At 52.4% G+C, this 19,532-nt stretch carries 23 protein-coding genes; 5 read left to right on the forward strand and 18 right to left on the reverse strand.

Features of this window, described 5'->3' with window-relative positions:
• The first annotated feature begins 16 nt into the window (after positions 1-16).
• Positions 17-250, forward strand: coding sequence for a hypothetical protein (locus ACLJZ5_RS17085; RefSeq protein WP_031617765.1), 234 nt, complete (start codon positions 17-19; stop codon positions 248-250).
• Entirely contained in the window at positions 251-1,795 is a 1,545-nt protein-coding gene (gene mltF / locus ACLJZ5_RS17090; RefSeq protein ID WP_000734249.1) for a membrane-bound lytic murein transglycosylase MltF, read from the forward strand.
• 50 nt (positions 1,796-1,845) lie between these two features.
• Here the strand turns inward: mltF and tadA are convergent, their stop codons facing one another.
• The 4 genes from tadA to murQ are packed head-to-tail and all read right to left on the reverse strand — an operon-like array spanning position 1,846 to position 5,326.
• Entirely contained in the window at positions 1,846-2,397 is a 552-nt protein-coding gene (gene tadA, locus ACLJZ5_RS17095) for a tRNA adenosine(34) deaminase TadA (protein WP_024797670.1), read from the reverse strand.
• Positions 2,398-2,421: 24 nt separating this feature from the next.
• Entirely contained in the window at positions 2,422-3,057 is a 636-nt protein-coding gene (yfhb, locus tag ACLJZ5_RS17100; protein WP_000253558.1) for a phosphatidylglycerophosphatase C, read from the reverse strand.
• 3 nt (positions 3,058-3,060) lie between these two features.
• Positions 3,061-4,422 (reverse strand): PTS transporter subunit EIIC, encoded by a 1,362-nt coding sequence (locus ACLJZ5_RS17105; protein WP_024797671.1) that lies wholly within the window; start codon positions 4,420-4,422, stop codon positions 3,061-3,063.
• A 10-nt stretch (positions 4,423-4,432) separates the two neighbouring features.
• Positions 4,433-5,326, reverse strand: a complete 894-nt coding sequence (murQ, locus tag ACLJZ5_RS17110; RefSeq protein ID WP_001048535.1) for an N-acetylmuramic acid 6-phosphate etherase — start codon at positions 5,324-5,326, stop codon at positions 4,433-4,435.
• 115 nt (positions 5,327-5,441) lie between these two features.
• Between murQ and ACLJZ5_RS17115 the strand changes: the two genes are divergently transcribed.
• Positions 5,442-6,290, forward strand: a complete 849-nt coding sequence (locus ACLJZ5_RS17115) for a MurR/RpiR family transcriptional regulator (RefSeq protein WP_000995694.1) — start codon at positions 5,442-5,444, stop codon at positions 6,288-6,290.
• A 38-nt stretch (positions 6,291-6,328) separates the two neighbouring features.
• Here the strand turns inward: ACLJZ5_RS17115 and ACLJZ5_RS17120 are convergent, their stop codons facing one another.
• Both ACLJZ5_RS17120 and ACLJZ5_RS17125 read right to left on the reverse strand, forming a co-directional pair.
• Complete coding sequence (locus ACLJZ5_RS17120) at positions 6,329-7,246, reverse strand: oxidoreductase (RefSeq protein WP_024798416.1); 918 nt, start codon at positions 7,244-7,246, stop codon at positions 6,329-6,331.
• Positions 7,247-7,267: 21 nt separating this feature from the next.
• On the reverse strand, positions 7,268-8,464 hold the full coding sequence (locus ACLJZ5_RS17125) for an OFA family MFS transporter (RefSeq protein ID WP_001276364.1): 1,197 nt from the start codon (positions 8,462-8,464) through the stop codon (positions 7,268-7,270).
• A gap of 115 nt (positions 8,465-8,579) precedes the next feature.
• On the opposite strand from ACLJZ5_RS17125, the gene ACLJZ5_RS17130 reads away from it, so the two are divergent.
• Together ACLJZ5_RS17130 and ACLJZ5_RS17135 are read left to right on the forward strand one after the other, a co-directional pair.
• Entirely contained in the window at positions 8,580-9,506 is a 927-nt protein-coding gene (locus ACLJZ5_RS17130; protein ID WP_001022463.1) for a LysR family transcriptional regulator, read from the forward strand.
• A 37-nt stretch (positions 9,507-9,543) separates the two neighbouring features.
• Positions 9,544-9,804, forward strand: a complete 261-nt coding sequence (locus ACLJZ5_RS17135) for a YfhL family 4Fe-4S dicluster ferredoxin (RefSeq protein ID WP_001196290.1) — start codon at positions 9,544-9,546, stop codon at positions 9,802-9,804.
• A gap of 111 nt (positions 9,805-9,915) precedes the next feature.
• On the opposite strand, the gene acpS is transcribed toward ACLJZ5_RS17135, so the two are convergent.
• The 12 genes from acpS to rseD all read right to left on the reverse strand — a co-directional run bounded on the left by acpS (position 9,916) and on the right by rseD (position 19,527).
• The gene (gene acpS / locus ACLJZ5_RS17140) at positions 9,916-10,296 is read right to left on the reverse strand and encodes a holo-ACP synthase (RefSeq protein WP_000986043.1); all 381 of its coding nucleotides are present in this window, start codon (positions 10,294-10,296) and stop codon (positions 9,916-9,918) included.
• Positions 10,296-11,027 carry a pyridoxine 5'-phosphate synthase gene (gene pdxJ / locus ACLJZ5_RS17145; protein ID WP_000818972.1) on the reverse strand — a complete coding sequence of 244 codons (732 nt, stop codon included), beginning with the start codon at positions 11,025-11,027 and terminating at the stop codon, positions 10,296-10,298. The genes acpS and pdxJ overlap by 1 nt, the downstream gene beginning before the upstream one ends.
• A gap of 11 nt (positions 11,028-11,038) precedes the next feature.
• Positions 11,039-11,767 (reverse strand): DNA repair protein RecO, encoded by a 729-nt coding sequence (gene recO, locus ACLJZ5_RS17150; protein ID WP_000399380.1) that lies wholly within the window; start codon positions 11,765-11,767, stop codon positions 11,039-11,041.
• A gap of 11 nt (positions 11,768-11,778) precedes the next feature.
• Positions 11,779-12,684 carry a GTPase Era gene (gene era / locus ACLJZ5_RS17155; RefSeq protein WP_000102230.1) on the reverse strand — a complete coding sequence of 302 codons (906 nt, stop codon included), beginning with the start codon at positions 12,682-12,684 and terminating at the stop codon, positions 11,779-11,781.
• Positions 12,681-13,361 (reverse strand): ribonuclease III, encoded by a 681-nt coding sequence (gene rnc, locus ACLJZ5_RS17160; protein WP_001068341.1) that lies wholly within the window; start codon positions 13,359-13,361, stop codon positions 12,681-12,683. Before rnc ends, era begins: the two co-directional genes overlap by 4 nt.
• Before the next feature lie 273 nt (positions 13,362-13,634).
• Positions 13,635-14,609 carry a signal peptidase I gene (lepB, locus tag ACLJZ5_RS17165; protein WP_000002559.1) on the reverse strand — a complete coding sequence of 325 codons (975 nt, stop codon included), beginning with the start codon at positions 14,607-14,609 and terminating at the stop codon, positions 13,635-13,637.
• Between the two features lie 16 nt (positions 14,610-14,625).
• The gene (gene lepA / locus ACLJZ5_RS17170) at positions 14,626-16,425 is read right to left on the reverse strand and encodes a translation elongation factor 4 (protein WP_000790154.1); all 1,800 of its coding nucleotides are present in this window, start codon (positions 16,423-16,425) and stop codon (positions 14,626-14,628) included.
• A 251-nt stretch (positions 16,426-16,676) separates the two neighbouring features.
• Positions 16,677-17,156, reverse strand: coding sequence for a SoxR-reducing system protein RseC (gene rseC, locus ACLJZ5_RS17175; RefSeq protein WP_000589090.1), 480 nt, complete (start codon positions 17,154-17,156; stop codon positions 16,677-16,679).
• Positions 17,153-18,109: a sigma-E factor regulatory protein RseB gene (gene rseB / locus ACLJZ5_RS17180; RefSeq protein WP_000812019.1), complete on the reverse strand. Its 957-nt coding sequence runs from the start codon at positions 18,107-18,109 to the stop codon at positions 17,153-17,155. Before rseB ends, rseC begins: the two co-directional genes overlap by 4 nt.
• A complete protein-coding gene (gene rseA, locus ACLJZ5_RS17185; protein ID WP_001168374.1) occupies positions 18,109-18,759 on the reverse strand; it encodes an anti-sigma-E factor RseA in 651 nt (216 codons plus the stop codon). The genes rseB and rseA overlap by 1 nt, the downstream gene beginning before the upstream one ends.
• A gap of 31 nt (positions 18,760-18,790) precedes the next feature.
• Entirely contained in the window at positions 18,791-19,366 is a 576-nt protein-coding gene (rpoE, locus tag ACLJZ5_RS17190) for an RNA polymerase sigma factor RpoE (RefSeq protein WP_000003307.1), read from the reverse strand.
• Positions 19,363-19,527: a rpoE leader peptide RseD gene (gene rseD / locus ACLJZ5_RS17195; RefSeq protein ID WP_014344135.1), complete on the reverse strand. Its 165-nt coding sequence runs from the start codon at positions 19,525-19,527 to the stop codon at positions 19,363-19,365. Before rseD ends, rpoE begins: the two co-directional genes overlap by 4 nt.
• Positions 19,528-19,532: the final 5 nt, after the last annotated feature.

Below are 19,532 nucleotides of genomic sequence, written 5' to 3' on the forward strand. Positions count from 1 at the left end.
TCTCGTCTTCTAAGCTTTGGTGTGCGCAAGGGGGGAAACGGCCGTCATTATAAAGAATCTGACGCGCCGACGAAACCGTTTGCGTAGAAATAAAATCACCGCTTTTTCTTGTCATACGGTGCGGCTATCGTTGCGAATAAGTTGCCAACTGGCGCATTGTTACGCAAAATGCCGCTCATTAATGACTTATCCATTGCAGCAAAACATCTTTTTCAGCCCGAGGCAACGCACGATCCAGAGAATTAACTAATTGAAAAAATTAAAGATTAATTATCTGTTCATCGGCATATTGACGCTGCTGCTGGCAGCAGCCCTTTGGCCCTCAATCCCCTGGTTCGGTAAAACCGAAAACCATATCGCCGCGATTCAAGCCCGGGGGGTACTGCGCGTCAGTACGATCGACTCGCCATTAACCTATTCCGTTATCAACGGTAAAAAATATGGTCTGGACTATGAACTGGCGCAGCAGTTCGCCAACTATCTCGGCGTGAAGCTGAAAGTGACGGTACGCCAGAATATCAGCCAGTTGTTTGACGATCTGGATAACGGCAATGCCGACCTGCTCGCGGCTGGGCTGGTCTACGACAGCGCGCGCGTTAAAAACTATCAGCCTGGTCCCATGTATTATTCGGTTTCGCAACAGCTCGTTTACCGGGTCGGACAATATCGCCCACGTTCGCTGGCGACCGTTAACGAGAATCAGCTTACCATTGCGCCAGGGCACGTCGTGGTCAATGATTTACAGCGTTTAAAAGAGACAAAGTTTCCCGATCTGAGCTGGAAAGTGGATGATAAAAAAGGCTCGACGACGCTGCTGGAAGAGGTCATCAGCGGCAAACTGGATTACACCATTGCCGATTCAGTGGCGATCAGTCTGTTTCAGCGCGTCCATCCCGAACTGGCCGTGGCGCTGGACGTCACGGATGAACAGCCCGTGACCTGGTTTAGCCGACTGGACGACGATAATACGCTCTCCGCCGCGCTGCTCGATTTTTTCAATTCGATCAATGAAGACGGTTCTCTGGCGCGGATCGAAGAGAAATATCTGGGACATGGCGATGATTTCGACTACGTTGATACCCGCTCTTTCCTGCGAGCGGTGGATAACGTCCTGCCGGAGCTGGAACCGTTATTTAAAAAATATGCCAAAGAGATAGACTGGCGCCTGCTGGCGGCGATTTCTTATCAGGAATCACACTGGGACCCGCTGGCGACCTCGCCAACCGGCGTGCGCGGCCTGATGATGCTGACTAAAAATACCGCCCAAAGTCTGGGGTTGACCGACCGTACCGATGCGGAGCAAAGCATCAGCGGCGGCGCTCGCTATCTTGAAGATATGATGGCTAAAGTTCCCGAAACCGTTCCGGAAGACGAGCGTATCTGGTTTGCTTTAGCCGCCTACAATATGGGTTATGCGCACATGCTCGACGCCAGATCGCTAACGGTAAAAACCAAAGGCAATCCGGATAGCTGGACCGATGTGAAGCAGCGTTTGCCGCTATTAAGCCAAAAACCGTATTACAGTAAGCTAACCTACGGTTACGCGCGTGGACATGAGGCTTATGCTTATGTGGAAAATATCCGTAAATACCAGATAAGTTTGGTGGGGTATTTGCAGGAAAAAGAAAAGCAGGAAGCGGAAGCCATGAAACTGGCGCAGGATTACCCGGCGGTGTCGCCGGAGGAGCTGAATAAAGCGCCCTTCCCCCTCCTGTCGTTTTTATCGCAGTCATCAGGCTACCTGACGCATTCGCCGTCTTTACTGTTTACGCCGCAGAAGAAAGAAGAAAAATAGCGCGATGGTCTTATCGGATGGCGACGCGCAACGTCTTATCCGGCATTGCGCTATACTGCCGGCCCCGCGCCTTCCGCACGGTCGGCTTTCTTCAGGGCTTTAATTTCCTGACGACGCATACGGAAAAAATCACTGAGCAGCGTCGCACATTCATCGCGCAGCACCCCTTCAATAATGTCGACCCGGTGATTCATTCCCGGATGGTGCAGCACATCAATTAGCGATCCGGCCGCGCCGGTTTTTGCATCGCGCGCGCCAAAGACAACGCGTCCAATGCGGCTATGCACCATAGCGCCTGCGCACATCACACAGGGTTCCAGCGTGACATACAGCGTGGCATCCAGTAACCGATAATTCTGCAATACCAGACCGCCCTGACGCAGCGCCATTATTTCAGCATGCGCAGTAGGATCGTGGCGGCCAATGGGTCGATTCCAGCCTTCGCCAATGACGCGATGGTTATGCACCAATACCGCGCCAACCGGAACCTCGCGTTCGTCCCAGGCGCGTTTCGCCAGCGTCAGCGCGTGGCGCATCCAGTATTCGTGATCTAATTCGACATCAGACAAAGAGATAACTCCGGTAATGAAAGCGGGCGGCATTATACACAGACGCTATGCGTTTCACTATTCGAGCTGCTGCAACTCGCCGTGCGGCGTCACCCGCCAGCGATGCTGGCAAAAATAAAGCAGAGGGTTATCCTGTTTGCTGTCGCTGTAGCCGCTATAAAGACGCAGCGGCGTACCGATTTTACGTTCCAGTTGCGCGACTTTTTCATGGCCCAGACAGCGCACGGTTAATACCCAGCCGCCATACCGTCGCGCCATCTGGCTGGCGATGAGGTTAACGCGCGGCAGCCACGGCGTATCAAAATAGACTTGCTCTACCAATGATTGCGGAGAACCGGTAATAAGCCAGATATCCGCGTCAGAGCTCAATAGATAGGTGGTCAGACGCTCCTGTACAACCGGAAACGCCGTGACGTTAGCGCGAAACCAACGGACAAAATCCGCCTGATGCGCCTGCAAACGCGTTTCGCTATGGCCAAAAGTACAGCCCCACAACAACAGACTCATCGGCCAGCGGGCCGCACGCCCTTTTACCAGTAAACCGATACCGATAATGGGCAACAACGGCAGTACGAGCAGCGCATTTAGCGGCTGACGGCGCAGCAAATAACGCAGAAAACTGCCGAACATATCCTGTTGATGTAACGTTCCATCCAAATCAAAAAAGACGACACGACGCTCGTGGCTGACCAAACCTTACTCCTCTGGATCATTGAACCCCAGCAGCCAGGTAAAAATAAACCCGGCAATTACCGCTATTAAATAGCCTAACAGATAGAACAGGACTTTTCCGGCAACAATTGTTAATGCCAGCGGCAAACCGGAAATACCAAAGGTAATTACCGTCGCCACTTTCCAGTAGCTGATCAACGCCCCGCCTACCGCGCCGCCGAGGCAAGCGCCAATAAATGGCTTACCCAATGGCAGCGTGACGCCAAAAATCAGCGGCTCGCCAATCCCCAGCAGTCCGACAGGAAGCGCGCCTTTAATCACCTTTTTGAGTCGCGCATTGCGGGTTTTCATCAGTACGGCAATGGCCGCGCCTATCTGACCAACGCCCGCCATCGCCAGGATGGGAAACAGCGCGTTATAGCCGTGCGCTTGCACCAGCTCCACATGAATAGGCACCAGCCCCTGATGCAGCCCGGTCAGTACCAACGGCAGGAAGGTTCCGGCTAACACCGCGCCCACCAGAAAACCGCCGCGATCGATAGCCCAGGACGCGCCGTGAGCGATAGCGTCTGAAATCCAGCCGCCAAGCGGTTGCAGAGCGACAATCGCTACCGCGCCGGTGATAACAGTCGTCAATAAAGGGTTAAGAATTAACTCCAGCGACCCCGGCAGCAGCTTACGGAACTGGCGCTCAATCCAGCACATTAACGCTACCACCAGCAGGACGGCGATGACGCCGCCCCGTCCCGGCTGAAGCGCCTCGCCAAAGAGCGTAATCTGCGCCAGTTGCGGGCTGGAAAGGATCCCCGCCATCACGCCGCCTAACGCCTGCGATCCGCCAAAGACTTTCGCGGTATTGACGCCAACCAGAATGTTCATGATAGCGAACACCGCGCTACCAAATATCCCCATCAGGCCCAGCAGGTTAGGATAGTGGACGGCAACATCGCCAACGATATCCGGACGTTTAAGAATGTTGATAATGCCGGTAATCAAGCCGGATGCGATAAAGGCGGGGATAAGCGGAATAAAAACATTCGCCAGCTTACGCAACGCATCGCTCATCGGCGCTTTATACTTCGCTTTCGCCTCGGATTTGGTACGCGCCATAGCGTCGTCCGGCTTTACACCATCTGCGGCAATCTGCACGCGCATCGCATCAACCACCTGTGCAGCCTTCCCCGGCCCAACGATCAGCTGATGTTGCTCCCCTTGCTTTACGTATCCACTGACGCCAGGCAACGCTTTTAAGCGCGGAATATCCAGTTGGCTGTCGTCCTGTACCTCCACCCTGACTCGCGTCATACAGTTTTCCAGGCGCAGAATATTTTGCTCTCCGCCGATACCACGTAAAATGTCGCTGGCGAGCGCTGCCGTCTTATCCATACACACCTCTTTAGTGTTCTAACGCCGCCCTTAAAAAGCCCTGATGAGCGGCGAGTTTTTCCCTGGCGGCTGCAGCATCCAGCCCCGTAAGCGCCATCAAAATGGCGGGCTTAACCTCAAAATCGGTCTGTTTCAGCAACGTTTCCGCCTCTTCACGACCTATCCCGGTCGCTTCAACGACCATCCGACACGCGCGATCGACCAGTTTGACGTTGGTGGCTTTCATATCCACCATCAGGTTTTGATAGACCTTGCCGAACTTCACCATCGCGCCGGTAGAAATCATATTGAGCACCATTTTCTGCGCGGTGCCGGATTTCAGCCGCGTGGAGCCGGTAAGCGCTTCCGGCCCGACAACGGGCGAAATGGCGATATTAGCCTCCCGCGCAATAGGCGAATCTGGATTACAGGAGACGGCAACAGTGGTACAACCGGACTGTCGCGCATAGCGCAGGCCGCCAATCACATAGGGTGTACGACCCGACGCCGCGAGCCCCACGACTAGATCCTGTTCTTGCAGATTTAGCGCGACAAGATCGTCTTCGCCTGCCTGTTGGCTGTCTTCCGCGCCTTCGACCGCTTTCAGCAACGCGCCCGGCCCGCCGGCAATCAGCCCGACGACCAGACCGTGCGGAACGCCAAACGTCGGGGGGCATTCTGAGGCATCCAGTACGCCAAGCCGACCACTGGTGCCCGCGCCCATATAGATGATACGTCCGCCAGACTTCAGTGCCGCCGCAGCGGCATCCACCGCACGCGCAACGTCAGGCAGAGTGGCTTTTACCGCTTCCGCTACCCGCGTATCCTGTTCATTAAAACGCTTAACTAATTCAGGAGTAGGCAACGCATCCAGATCCATCGTTTGCGGGTTACGGGTTTCAGACACTAAGGTACCAAGATTCATTTTTGTCCCTCTGGAATTTTTAATTCATAATAAGCGTCCATGATGGAATAGAATATTCCCCCAGGCGAGTGAAATTTCGTTTTATCGTCGCCATCACGTTTCGCAGGAGCTGCTCATGAACTGTTTGATTCGTATTCGCCAGCGTTATCCGGATCTCGCGCAAAGCGACAGGAAACTGGCGGATTATCTGCTCGCGCAACCGGATACGGCGCGGCATCTGAGCTCACAGCAACTGGCGGCCGAAGCGGGCGTCAGCCAATCCAGCGTAGTCAAGTTCGCGCAAAAACTGGGGTTTAAAGGGTTTCCGGCGTTGAAACTGGCTATCAGCGAAGCGTTGGCCAGCAATCCTAATCCGCATTCCGTTCCCGTTCATAACCAGATTCGCGGCGACGATCCGATGCGCCTGGTCGGAGAAAAATTAATTAAAGAGAATGTGGCGGCGATGCACGCCACGCTGGACGTTAACAGTGAAGAAAAGCTGTTAGAAAGCGTCACGATGCTGCGCCACGCCCGCCGTATTGTGATCACCGGGATTGGCGCCTCTGGGCTGGTGGCGCAAAATTTTGCCTGGAAGCTACTGAAGATTGGCATTAACGCGGTGGTTGAGCGCGATATGCACGCCCTGCTGGCGACGGTGCAGGCGCTGGCGCCGGAGGATCTGCTGCTGGCGATCTCTTATTCCGGGGAACGGCGCGAGCTGAACCTGGCGGCGGACGAAACATTACGCGCAGGCGCGAAGATCCTGGCCATTACCGGTTTTTCTCCCAACGCCTTGCAGCAGCGCGCCACCCGCTGTCTGTATACGATTGCTGAAGAGCAGGCGACGCGCAGCGCCGCTATCTCCTCGACACATGCGCAAATGATGTTGACCGACTTACTGTTTATGGCGCTGGTACAACAGGATTTAGAGCGGGCGCCGGAGCGTATTCGCCATAGCGAGGCACTGGTAAAAAAACTGGTTTGAAAATGGCTCTTCCGCCTCATGCAGAAGAGCTATCAAGTTTATTGCGCTTCTTTAGCGTGAATCAATTGCGTCAGGAGTTTGTTAACCGGTACGGCAATATTGTTCTGAGCGCCGATTCGCGCAATCGCACCATTTAAATAGTCGATTTCAGTCAGTCGGCCTTTATGTAAATCCTGATGCATAGAAGGATAGTGGTGGCCGCTCTCACGCGGATCGAACACTTTCTTCACCGTATTCATCACCATTTGCTCAGTCAACGGAATATTCTGGCTGGCAGCAACTAACACAAATTCATCAACTACCGCTTGCGCTAAATCTAAAGCACCAGGCCGCTGACCAAATCCGCCGACATTACAATCCAGTAACGCGCAATAGGTGTTCATTACGCTATTAAAGGCTGCTTTCTTCCAGATCGATAATAATACGTCAGGGCTTATTTCAGCATTCAATCCAGCACTATTAAGGGTGGCAATGACCTTAGCCTCTTGAGCTGAATCCTGGCTGGCTATCGGCTGCAGTTCAATCGTTCCGGTACCGGTGGCCATAATATGCCCAGCCCCCTCCAGTTCGCTGGACCATAACGTCACACCCGCATAGATTTTCTGCCGATCGACATATTTCTCCAGGGTTTCGATATTTCCCAGACCGTTAGATAAAATCATCACGACCTTCGCGGCTGGCAGCAGCGGCTTAATACGCTGCAGCATGCTATCCAGCTGCATGGCTTTAGTGAACAGAATAACCAGCTCAAATTCCCCGTGGGATTCATCAGCCATCATAGCGGGGATAGGGTAATACTGCTGGGTCGTTTCCGTTTCGACAAACAACCCCTTGCTGCGAATAGCATCGACATGCTCCTGCCAGCTATCGATAAGCGTCACATCATGCCCGGCCGCCAGCAGCATATAGCCAAAACGACATCCCATAGCGCCTGCACCTGCGATTGCAATTTTCATCTTTATTTCCTTATGATTTGATTAATGGATTTTGGCTAAAACCGTTGCGACATATTTTTTCGTTATCAGGGTCAGTACAACACCAATAAGCAATAGCACCGTTGTCAGAATAAATACCGTATTGTAGCTTCCGGTATATTTTGCAATAGCAGATGTTACGTAAGGAGCAATCACCGCACCGACGGCAAAACCAAAATACATAAATCCGTAGTTTAACCCTTGGTTACGCATGCCAAAGTTCTGGCTGGTCAAGCCTGGGAAGATAACTAATATACCGGCATAAGCAAAGCCCACGCCCAGAGCGCTGAAATAGAATACCGAAGTATTGCCATTGAAGAAAAATAACAGCAGCATACACAAGCAGGTAAAGAGGTAAACAATAACCAGCGTATTATAGCCGCCTAATTTATCGGTTAACCCTCCCCAGAACAGGCGTCCGATCGAGTTAAATATCGAGACCAGGCTAACGACTAATGCACCGGACAGTAAACCGTACTGCGTCATACCAATTTGCGCAGAACTTGAGCTAATTACCATCCCAGAGAACACGCCCAGCGCCAGAATCATAAACAGCAGCCAGAAGCGCAGATCTTTCAGCATGTGCCGATAGTCTTTATCCAGTGGCGACGCTTTAATTCCTCCACTATCTTTTGCTGGCGCGCTACGAATAAAGAACTGGACGATAAAAATAACCACCAGATAAACAATACCCAGATATAACAACGCCCGACTAACATCGTGAGTTTGCGCCATAAAATATTCGGCCAGGCGGGTGCAAAGTAGCGTCCCGACGCCAACACCCGCCAGTACGATACCGCTGGCCAGACCGCGACGGTCGGGGAAAAATTTCAGAATATTATTAAGATTACCCGTAAAAGCCAGGCCCGATCCCAACCCGGCAATGACGCCGTAGGTTAAAAACAGCATGGGCAAATTATCCACAAACCCGGACAAGATAAAACCTAAAGAAAACAGGATACCGCCGATAACTATCGCCTGCTTTCCTTTACCATTGTCGATCATTCTCCCGCCCCAAATCATCGGTAAAGGAATGATCCCCATGTTGATAGAGAATGCTAACGCCAGCGTAGCCGGATCCCAGTGATATTGCGCCATGAGTGGTGTTTTGAAATAGCTAAATGCGTAGACGCCCCCGAGCACAAAATTGATGCACACGTGAGCGGCAAGCATTCCCCAGCGGTTGATTGATGCCGACATAATTTTCCCTTTTTAAAATGCACTGATCACAGTTTAAAAAAAGCAAAATAGGCAAACAATTTGGTATTTTTTATAATCGTTATAACAAAACCCAATCGATTGGCATTAAATTTTAATGAATATCAAACAACTACATTCCTTCCTGATATTGTGTGATGAATTACATTATGGTCGGGCAGCCAGTCGCCTGTTTATCACTCAGCCATCATTGAGTCAGCAAATCAAACAACTTGAGTCATCACTTAAAACAATATTATTTAAGCGAAAAGGTAGAGGAATTAAATTAACAAAAGCAGGCATTATTTTGCAACGACACGCTAACAAAATAATGCTGGATTTAAAAAATGCAGAAAATGAACTTCTTCCCTATCAGGACCAACAGCGCGATACTATTTCAATCGGGGTGTCAGGCAGCTACCTGGTCCTGCCCGCTTTTCGCAACTTTATGGCGCACCATCCGGAAATATCTTTAAATGTTAAAGAGTTCTCAACTGAGCAAACCATTAAAAAGCTGACGGATAGCGCCGTTGATATTGGCATTGTTTATCGAACAGCGCTCCCTGCCCAGCTAAGCTCGACCATGCTGTTTGAAGATGAAATTATCGCTGCAATCCCACTTTCTCATCCTCTGGCGACACGCGAACGTCTGCATCTAAAAGATTTAAACGACCAGCCCATTATCGTGCTTAATGACTCTCTGCTATTAAGAGGGATCATCACCACAGAATTTAATAACCGCAAAGTCGTTCCTAACGTCATCTGCGAACTGGATAACCACTACTCATGCCTTGAGTATGCCGAAGCGCAGATTGGCATCGCATTTATTACCCGCTCGCTAACCCATTTATCGACACCCAAAAATGTTCGCCTGGTTTCACTGGGCATCCCCGCATTCTTTATTCCTGTCATGCTGGTGCACAGTAATGATCTTTCACTGGATAACGCAACCATCTGCCTGCTCAAGCAGATCAAAAATTTTTACACTGTAGATAACAAATCAGCGCCAGAAAAGAGCTGGCCCGAGCAGAAAATAGGCGTATAATGCCCGCCCGATTTGTGTTGTTTCTGAGAATTTCCTGATGGCGCTGTTAATCACCAAAAAATGTATCAATTGCGATATGTGCGAGCCGGAGTGCCCGAATGAGGCGATTTCAATGGGCGACAGCATTTATGAGATTAACAGCGACAAATGCACTGAGTGTGTAGGCCATTACGAAACGCCGACCTGTCAGAAAGTCTGCCCGATCCCCAATACGATTTTGCAGGATCCCGCCCATGTCGAAAGCGAAGAACAGTTGTGGGATAAGTTTGTTCTGATGCATCACGCAGATAAACTGTAAGCGGGCTAACGCACTTCCAACGCAACAATGCCTGATGGCGCTATGCTTATCAGGCCGACAATATATCGGCCTGTAGGTCAGATAACGTGTTTACGCCGCCATCCGGCAAATCTAACTTTCCAGAATGACCGTAGCGCAGGCGTAATGGCGTTCATCGGCCAACGTGACATGCATGTGCGCCACACCGAGTTTTTCCGCCAGCGTTAACGCCTCGCCCCACAGCCGCAAACGTGGTTTTCCCAGCTCATCGTTAAACACTTCGAACTGATTAAACGCCAGACCGTTACGGATGCCGGTGCCAAAAGCTTTCGCTGCCGCCTCTTTGACCGCAAAACGCTTGGCGAGAAAACGCACCGGCTGCTGATGCGTCTCCCAGATAGCCCACTCGTTGTCACTGAGCACACGTCTTGCCAGACGTTCGCCGGAACGGGAGATCACTGCCTCAATGCGGGCAATCTCTACAATATCCGTTCCCAGGCCGAGAATCGCCATTAGCCGCGCGCTTCCAGCATCAAACGTTTCATTTCAGCCACCGCCTCTTTCAGGCCCGTCATCACCGCCCGACCAATAATGGCATGACCGATATTAAGTTCGTGCATTTCCGGCAGCGCGGCAATAGCTTTGACGTTATGGTAGGTCAGGCCATGACCCGCATTTACTTTTAGCCCCAGGCGAGCCGCCAGGGTCGCGGCGCTGGCAATACGCGCCAGCTCTTTTGCCTGTTCCGCATCGGTTTCTGCGTTGGCGTAGCAGCCGGTATGGATTTCGATAAACGGCGCGCCGACTTCCGCCGCCGCGTTGATTTGCGTTTCATCGGCATCGATAAAGAGCGAAACCTGGATGCCAGCCGCCGCCAGGCGCGCACAGGCATCACGCATTTTATCGCGCTGTCCGGCCACATCCAGGCCGCCTTCGGTGGTGACTTCCTGGCGTTTTTCCGGCACCAGACAACAGAAATGCGGCCTGGTTTCTACGGCGATCGCCAGCATCTCTTCGGTCACCGCCATCTCCAGATTCATACGCGTATGCAGCGTCTGACGCAGAATGCGCACATCGCGATCGGTAATGTGGCGACGATCTTCGCGCAGGTGTACGGTAATGCCGTCCGCGCCTGCCTGTTCAGCAATAAACGCCGCCTGTACCGGATCCGGATAGTCGGTGCCGCGCGCATTACGTAACGTGGCAATGTGGTCAATATTGACGCCTAACAGTAATTCAGCCATGACAATCCTCGTTAATCTTTCTTCGTTTTTACTGTGCGTTTGGGCATAAATTGCCGGAACAGCTCCCGGCTTTTTAACGGTTTTCCCCCAAGATACGGCTTTAATGCCATACGGGTAAAGCGTTTAGCGGCACGCAGGGTATCTACATCCGGAAATTCCCGCGCCTCCAGCGCTTTCAGGTGCCGTCCGGTAAAGGTGTTGTTATCGATGACGACGCTGGCGAAAAAGCCTTTTTCTTCGCGGTAACGGTAGGTCATGGTGTCATCCACCCGTTCGCCGCTGCCTGCACAGTGGGTGAAATTGACGCCATACCCCAGATGTCCCAGCAACGCCAGTTCGAAACGTCGCAACGCCGGTTCAGGTGAGCCGGTGGTTCCCGCCAGCGCCTGAATACAGTTCAGATAATCAAAAAAGAGTTCGGAGAAGCGCGTTTCATATTCCAGTACGCGAGAGAGGAGTTCGTTGATGTACAGGCCGCTATAGAGCGTAATACCGCTTAACGGCAGCGCCAAAGAAACTGCCTCGGCGCTGCGCAGGGTTTTCACCTCGCCGCGTCCGCTGTAGCGTAGCAATAACGGCGTAAAAGGCTGTAACGCGCCTTTCAGATTGGAACGTTTAGATCGCGCGCCTTTGGCGACAAGGCGCACGCGCCCCGATTCTTCCGTGAAGACGTCCAGCATCAGGCTGGTTTCGCTCCAGGGGCGACTGTGCAGGACAAATGCGCGCTGCCACCCTTCCACGCTGTGTTAACTCACAGATCGTCTACGTAACCGAGACTGCGCAGAGCGCGTTCGTCATCGGCCCAGCCGGATTTCACTTTCACCCACAATTCCAGGTGTACCGGCGCTTCGAACATCTCCTGCATGTCTTTACGCGCTTCAATACCAATGGTTTTGATTTTGGCGCCTTTGTTGCCAATCACCATCTTCTTCTGCCCTTCGCGCTCGACGAGGATCAGCCCGTTGATATCATAGCCGCCGCGTTCGTTGGTAACAAAACGTTCAATCTCAACGGTAACGGAATACGGCAGCTCGGCGCCGAGAAAACGCATCAGCTTTTCACGGATGATTTCAGACGCCATAAAGCGCTGAGAGCGATCGGTGATGTAATCTTCCGGGAAGTGGTGAATAGCTTCCGGTAAATGTTTACGCACGATACCGGCAATGGTATCGACGTTCATACCCGTTTCAGCAGAGATCGGTACGATATCAAGAAAGTTCATCTGGCTTGCCAGGAACTGGAGGTGCGGCAGCAAATCGGCTTTTTCCTGCACGTTATCCACCTTGTTAACGGCGAGAATAACCGGTGCTTTGCCATCGCGCAGTTTGTTCAGGACCATTTCGTCGTCCGGCGTCCAACGGGTGCCTTCCACAACGAAAATCACCAGCTCAACGTCGCCAATCGAACTGCTCGCCGCCTTATTCATCAAACGGTTAATGGCGCGCTTTTCTTCCATATGCAGTCCCGGGGTATCGACATAAATTGCCTGATACGGGCCTTCGGTATGAATACCGACAATGCGGTGGCGCGTGGTCTGCGCTTTACGGGAAGTGATCGAAATCTTCTGCCCAAGCAGTTTGTTCAGCAAGGTGGATTTGCCAACGTTCGGACGTCCGACGATGGCAATAAATCCGCAGTAAGTTTTGTCAGTGCTCATTCCAACTCCAGTTTTTTCAGCGCCTGTTCGGCGGCAGCCTGCTCCGCCTTACGACGGCTGGAACCCGTGCCAACCACCGGTTCGCTCAGGCCGCTGACCTGGCAGTGGATAGTAAATTCCTGATCGTGCGCCTCGCCGCGTACCTGCACAACCAGGTAAGATGGCAGCGGCAGATGGCGACCCTGCAAATACTCCTGCAAGCGCGTTTTAGGATCTTTTTGTTTATCGCCCGGACTTATCTCATCCAGACGGGTTTTATACCAGTTAAGGATTAACTGCTCGACGGTCTGGATATTGCTATCGAGAAATACTCCGCCGATTAACGCTTCCACGGTGTCCGCCAGAATGGACTCCCGACGAAATCCGCCGCTTTTTAATTCGCCCGGCCCTAAACGCAGGCACTCGCCTAAATCAAATTCACGGGCTAATTCCGCCAGCGTATTACCACGTACCAACGTGGCGCGCATACGGCTCATATCTCCCTCATCCACCCGTGGAAAACGGTGATAAAGCGCGTTAGCGATAACGAAGCTCAGGATTGAATCGCCTAAAAACTCCAGGCGTTCGTTATGTTTACTGCTGGCGCTGCGGTGAGTTAATGCCTGCTGCAACAGCTCCTGATGATTAAAAGTGTAGCCCAGCTTCCGTTGAAGCCGATTAATTACGATGGGGTTCATGCGATACCAATAAATGAATGCGTCAACAATCCAGCACACGAAACAGACCTGATACACGTCATCTGTCCTGCCGCATCGCTGCAGCGGAAAGAAGGTTGTCTATAACCAACGCTGTTTCGTGTGCCGTGGCGACCAAACGGCGCCAACCTAAAACTTCGGGGGAATATTCTATACACAACGACAGGGGATGTCGTTAGTCTGAGGGAATTTATCCAGGAAATAATTCACGCTGCCGCTAAAAAGACGGCAGCGTGAACGATCATTTCGTCACAGTTAGTGAATACCGCCGATACGACTCAGGCGTACGCCTGTCGGCCACTCCCCTTCCTGCTTGTCAAAGCTCATCCAGATAGCGACCGCTTTACCGACCAGATTCGCTTCCGGAACAAATCCCCAGTAACGGCTATCCGCGCTGTTATCGCGGTTGTCGCCCATCATGAAATATTGCCCCGGCGGTACAACCCAGGTCGCCAGCGGTTGTCCTGGCTGTTGGTAATACATGCCCAACTGATCCTGAGCTATCGGCACCATCAGGATGCGGTGCGTCACATCGCCTAACGTCTCTTTACGTTCGGTCAGGCGAATGCCGTTTTCTTTTGTCTCGTTTAGCGGAACCTCAAAGAAACCGCTGGTCGCTTCTCCGCCGTTACGGCGGGCAAAGGTCTGTACAAAATCGCTCGGCTCAACGTTAGAGTAGGTAACCGGCAGCGCATTTTCGCACGCCTGACCGGAGCTACAGCCAGGCTGAATCGTCACCTCTTTCGCAACCGGATCATAAGTGATTTTATCGCCCGGCAAACCGACTGCGCGTTTGATGTAATCTAACTTAGGATCTTCCGGATATTTAAATACCACAATATCCCCGCGCTTTGGATGACCGGTTTCAATCAGGGTTTTCTGGTAGATCGGATCTTTAATGCCGTAGGCAAATTTTTCCACCAGAATAAAATCGCCGATAAGCAGTGTCGGCATCATTGAGCCTGACGGGATCTGAAAGGGTTCATAAAGAAATGAACGAACGATCAGAACGATCGCCAGAACCGGGAAAACCGACGCCCCGGTCTCCAGCCAGCCCGGCTTAGGCGCCACTTTATTGAGCGTAGCGTTATCCAGCGCATCTCCCGACGCCGTTTGCGCGGCAGCCTGGCGCGCCCGACGTTTTGGCGCGAAAACAAACTTATCAACGCACCATAAAATGCCCGTCACCAGTGTGGCTATCACCAGAATCAGGGCAAACATGTTCGCCATGCCAACTCCTTAGGGATTATTTATTGTCTTTACCGACATGCAGAATGGCGAGGAACGCCTCCTGAGGCAGCTCGACGTTACCGATCTGCTTCATGCGTTTCTTACCTTCTTTCTGTTTCTGCAGCAGTTTTTTCTTACGACTGATATCGCCGCCGTAGCACTTCGCCAGCACGTTTTTACGTAACTGTTTTACCGTCGAACGGGCAATAATATGCGTACCAATCGCCGCCTGAATCGCGATATCAAACTGCTGACGTGGGATCAAATCTTTCATCTTCTCCACCAGCTCGCGACCACGGCTTTGCGAGTTATCACGGTGCGTGATCAGCGCCAGCGCATCGACACGCTCGTTGTTGATTAACACATCAACACGCACCATATCGGAAGCCTGGAAGCGCTTGAAGTTATAATCCAGAGACGCATAGCCGCGCGACGTTGATTTCAGACGGTCAAAGAAGTCGAGCACCACTTCCGCCATCGGGATTTCATAGGTCAACGCGACCTGGTTACCGTGATACACCATGTTAGTTTGTACGCCGCGTTTCTCAATACACAGCGTAATAACGTTACCTAAATAGGCTTGTGGTAACAGCATATGACATTCGGCGATAGGCTCGCGCAGTTCATAAATGTTATTCAACGGCGGCAGCTTGGAGGGGCTATCAACATAGATAGTCTCTTTCGCCGTTGTTTCTACTTCATAAACCACGGTCGGCGCAGTGGTGATCAGATCCAGATCGTATTCGCGTTCCAGACGCTCCTGAATGATCTCCATGTGCAACAGGCCGAGGAAGCCGCAGCGGAAACCAAAGCCCAGCGCCGAGGAGCTTTCCGGTTCATAAAACAGTGAGGCATCGTTCAGGCTCAGCTTGCCGAGCGCGTCGCGGAAACTTTCATAATCGTCGGAGCTGACCGGGAACAGACCTGCATAGACCTGCGGTTTCACCTTCTTAAAGCCCGGCAACGCTTTTTCCGCTGGGTTACGCGCTGAGGTTAAGGTATCGCCAACCGGCGCGCCGAGGATATCTTTAATGGCGCAGACCAGCCAGCCTACTTCGCCGCACTTCAGCTCGGTACGATCAACCTGTTTTGGCGTGAAGATCCCCAGGCGGTCAGCGTTGTAGGTCTGCCCGGTGCTCATCACTTTAATTTTGTCGCCTTTACGCATGGTGCCGTTTTTAATACGCACCAGCGATACCACGCCCAGGTAGTTATCGAACCAGGAGTCAATAATCAGCGCCTGCAGCGGGCCGTCCGGATCGCCTTGCGGCGGCGGGATATCGCGCACCAGGCGTTCCAGAACATCCGTCACGCCGACACCCGTTTTGGCGGAGCAGCGTACCGCGTCCGTCGCATCGATACCGACAATGTCTTCGATTTCTTCCGCCACACGCTCCGGATCGGCGGCCGGCAGGTCAATCTTGTTAAGCACCGGCACCACTTCAAGATCCATTTCCATCGCGGTGTAGCAGTTCGCCAACGTTTGCGCTTCTACGCCCTGGCCGGCATCCACCACCAGCAGCGCGCCCTCGCAGGCGGCTAACGAACGGGAAACTTCATAGGAAAAGTCAACGTGTCCCGGCGTGTCGATAAAGTTCAGTTGATAAGTTTCACCATCAGACGCTTTAAAATCCAGCGTCACACTCTGGGCTTTAATAGTAATACCGCGCTCACGCTCAAGATCCATCGAATCAAGTACCTGAGCTTCCATTTCACGGTCAGACAGGCCACCGCAGATTTGGATAATACGGTCAGACAGCGTCGATTTACCGTGGTCAATGTGAGCAATGATCGAAAAGTTACGTATGTTCTTCATAGAGATAAATTATTATGCCTTACGCCTGGTTGACCAGACTTTAGAGGTCGCTGTTCTGAGCTTAACGTCTGTTTTAACTGAAACGCCGCATTCTACACTACAACGCTAAGTCGAGGAAATGTTCATAGTGTAAGGAGAGCGGGAACTGGAAAACGCCTCGCTTTTTTCCTGTAAAACACCGCAACGCAGGAAAAGCGCATGCTTATCGGGACAACAACCCAACGCGGCAGGTGTACCGTTGGGTAAAACGTTTACTGGCGCGTTTCGATTGAGGTAGTTTCGACGCGAACAAGGTCCGGCGGGAGGGCAACGTTTAAAATCACCGGCTGCCAGGCGTCGCGCTCCGCCAGTTTTCGGGAATAGCCGCGGGCAACCAGAAAACCGCCCACGCCGCCCAGCACGGCCCCGCTTAATGCGGCAAGGTCAGATCCAAACAGCATCTGAAAAAGCGCCGCACAAAGAAATAGCCCCGCTAAAGGCGACATATAGACCAGCAACGCCGAACCTAAAAGGCTTTTTTCGGCGATGCCCAACTCGACTTTCTGCCCCGGCGTCAGCGGCTCCGCGCTTGGCACAACAATGGTATGGGTGGTTTGCGGCCCTAATTTATTCAGCACGCGACTGCCGCATCCCGCACGGGAGGCGCAGCTACTGCATGACGCTTTAACGTCGCAGCTCACCACCGCCTGACCATTCTGCCAGGAGACAACGGTTGCCCACTCTTTAATCATTGTACTGCCCTGAATTTGATACTGTCGGCAATGCGCTTCGCCGTTTGCGGTGGAAGCTCGCCGACAATGGTGATTTCCGCGTTGTCGCGAACGCTGCTATAAACCGTTCGGCGCCCGGTGCGCAGCATCTGATCGCTGCTGTTTTGCGTCGCCCGGTTCACATTGACGGAAAAGCTAAACAGACCGTCAGAATAAAGCCGCGATTCGATAGGCAGGTTATCCATCGTCGGCAACGGACGACGGCTGCTGGAAACTTCGCTAAAGCCTTGCGGCACCCAGGATGGACTCCAGTTAAATTTCGTTTTTTCGCCACCGGGAACAGAAAGCAGCGGCGGCAGATTCGCCTTCGCCAGCGCCTGCATGTTGCTGCCGATATCCTGACTCACCGTGAACGCAATAACGCGGAACTGCTCCAGCGTCTCGCCATCGCGATCCAGCAGATCAACGCGCATCGGCAGTTTGGTATCCATGTCCATCCAGACGATATAGCTGTAACGCGTACCATCGCGCGCCACAACGCGGATAACTTCGCACAATCTGTCTGCGATACGGGTGCGTCCGACGGAAATAAAGTCGTAGTAAGGCGCCAGACGCTTGAAATCGGTGTAAATCAGGGAAGGCAGAGAATCGACAATATAATCACCGTTCAGGGTGAACGGCTCAAGGCCCGGTTCAAAATAACTGATTTCATTACCACGCTGTACGACCTCCCGGCGGGGACCGTCCAACTGTAGCAATTGCGCAAGCGGGCGACTATCCAGGCGTGCGTGTCGATAACGCAGAGATTCAACGCCTTGTTTCGTGATGCTGACGAATGACAGCTCGTAATTCAGTGACTGACTGGCGATGTTCATCTGCTGCAATAACGCCCCGGACGCAGGGTCGGCCGAGGCGTTTGCTGAGAAGAACAGGCTAGCCGCCACAAGGGACATGGCAAACCAAAGTTGCTTCATTACTGCGATTGCGTTCCTAAAGTTTGGATTCCTGGCACCTGTACCGCGGCTTGCTGGGTTTGCGCCTGCTCAAACTGAAGCTGTTCGGAGTGCAGTCGGCGCTGCAGTTCATAGTCCTGCAACATGGCATTAATGCGACGACGCTGCTCCTGTACCTGCTGTTGCTGACTGCCGACAGGCGCTGCTTCAGAAGGCACTCCCAGACTTACCGGGCTGGCTTTCCCCATCATAGGCAGGGTATTGAAAACCGGCGTTTCAGGTTGTTGGGATGTTTCAGATTGCCCATTATAGTGCTGGACACCGACGATAACTGCAAGTGAAACGCACGCCGCCACGCCCATTTGGGTAAGCTGCGCCGCCCACGGACGCACTTTTTTCCAGAACGGCATTTTCTGCCATTGCTGCGGAGCGGGTTGGGCCTCAGGGATTAATGGCGACACCTGACGTACTGGCTCGTTTTCAATAGCGGCCATCACGCGAGCGGATATATCGAAATGGAGAACGTCAGGCGTATCCCCCCGCATTGAATCGCGGATCAGGTGATAACTCTCCCAGGTTTTCTGCATTTCCGGGTCGTGCGTAAGCGCTTTGAGCAGCTCACTATCCAACGTTTCGCCATCCATCAAAGCGGAAAGTTTTTCTTTCTGCATGCCTAATACCTTTTCCAGTATCCCGCTATCGTCAACGCCTGATAAGCGGTTGAACTTTATTATCAATAGCTTCCCGCGCCCGGAAGATACGTGAACGCACCGTCCCCACCGGACAATCCATGATAGCCGCTATCTCTTCATAGCTCAGGCCATCCAGCTCCCGTAAGGTGATTGCCATACGTAAATCTTCCGGGAGGGACTCAATAGTTCGGAAAACTATCTGTCTCAGTTCTTCTGACAACATTAAGTTCTCAGGGTTCGAAATTTCTTTCAGCGCGCCGCCGCTTTCAAAGTTTTCTGCTTCAATCGCGTCTACATCACTGGAAGGCGGACGACGCCCCTGCGCAACCAGGTAGTTCTTCGCGGTATTGACCGCAATACGATACAACCAGGTATAAAAAGCGCTATCCCCCCGGAAAGAATCCAGCGCGCGATAGGCCTTAATAAATGATTCCTGTACGACATCGGGAACGTCGCCCGATGGCACATAGCGGGAAACCAGACTCGCCACTTTATGCTGGTAGCGCACTACCAGTAAGTTAAAGGCTTTCTGATCTCCCTTCTGGACCCGTTCAACCAGGACCTGGTCCGTTAACTGCTCGCTCATCCGAGGTAATGTCTCCCCAAACCAAATTTCCACGCGCTTTCGAAACGCCACTCCATAAGCCGCACTATGAGCAAGCAACAGGTTAGAGTGTCTATGTTTCGTAAAGTTCCGTTACGCATTTGTTTTTGTTTGTCATGTTGTAGACAGGTCTTATCTTCCATTATAA

It is taken from the genome of Salmonella sp. 5800 (assembly GCF_046558195.1).
Classification (GTDB): domain Bacteria; phylum Pseudomonadota; class Gammaproteobacteria; order Enterobacterales; family Enterobacteriaceae; genus Salmonella; species Salmonella enterica.

Coding starts and splice junctions, on each gene's coding strand:
- tadA (WP_024797670.1), bottom strand. CDS start 2,397: ATGCCGCCCGCTTTCATTACCGGAGTTATCTCTTTGTCTGATGTCGAA.
- ACLJZ5_RS17105 (WP_024797671.1), bottom strand. CDS start 4,422: ATGGATAAGACGGCAGCGCTCGCCAGCGACATTTTACGTGGTATCGGC.
- murQ (WP_001048535.1), bottom strand. CDS start 5,326: ATGAATCTTGGTACCTTAGTGTCTGAAACCCGTAACCCGCAAACGATG.
- ACLJZ5_RS17115 (WP_000995694.1), top strand. CDS start 5,442: ATGAACTGTTTGATTCGTATTCGCCAGCGTTATCCGGATCTCGCGCAA.
- ACLJZ5_RS17120 (WP_024798416.1), bottom strand. CDS start 7,246: ATGAAAATTGCAATCGCAGGTGCAGGCGCTATGGGATGTCGTTTTGGC.
- ACLJZ5_RS17125 (WP_001276364.1), bottom strand. CDS start 8,464: ATGTCGGCATCAATCAACCGCTGGGGAATGCTTGCCGCTCACGTGTGC.
- ACLJZ5_RS17130 (WP_001022463.1), top strand. CDS start 8,580: ATGAATATCAAACAACTACATTCCTTCCTGATATTGTGTGATGAATTA.
- ACLJZ5_RS17135 (WP_001196290.1), top strand. CDS start 9,544: ATGGCGCTGTTAATCACCAAAAAATGTATCAATTGCGATATGTGCGAG.
- acpS (WP_000986043.1), bottom strand. CDS start 10,296: ATGGCGATTCTCGGCCTGGGAACGGATATTGTAGAGATTGCCCGCATT.
- pdxJ (WP_000818972.1), bottom strand. CDS start 11,027: ATGGCTGAATTACTGTTAGGCGTCAATATTGACCACATTGCCACGTTA.
- era (WP_000102230.1), bottom strand. CDS start 12,684: ATGAGCACTGACAAAACTTACTGCGGATTTATTGCCATCGTCGGACGT.
- rnc (WP_001068341.1), bottom strand. CDS start 13,361: ATGAACCCCATCGTAATTAATCGGCTTCAACGGAAGCTGGGCTACACT.
- lepB (WP_000002559.1), bottom strand. CDS start 14,609: ATGGCGAACATGTTTGCCCTGATTCTGGTGATAGCCACACTGGTGACG.
- lepA (WP_000790154.1), bottom strand. CDS start 16,425: ATGAAGAACATACGTAACTTTTCGATCATTGCTCACATTGACCACGGT.
- rseC (WP_000589090.1), bottom strand. CDS start 17,156: ATGATTAAAGAGTGGGCAACCGTTGTCTCCTGGCAGAATGGTCAGGCG.
- rseB (WP_000812019.1), bottom strand. CDS start 18,109: ATGAAGCAACTTTGGTTTGCCATGTCCCTTGTGGCGGCTAGCCTGTTC.
- rseA (WP_001168374.1), bottom strand. CDS start 18,759: ATGCAGAAAGAAAAACTTTCCGCTTTGATGGATGGCGAAACGTTGGAT.
- rpoE (WP_000003307.1), bottom strand. CDS start 19,366: ATGAGCGAGCAGTTAACGGACCAGGTCCTGGTTGAACGGGTCCAGAAG.
- rseD (WP_014344135.1), bottom strand. CDS start 19,527: ATGGAAGATAAGACCTGTCTACAACATGACAAACAAAAACAAATGCGT.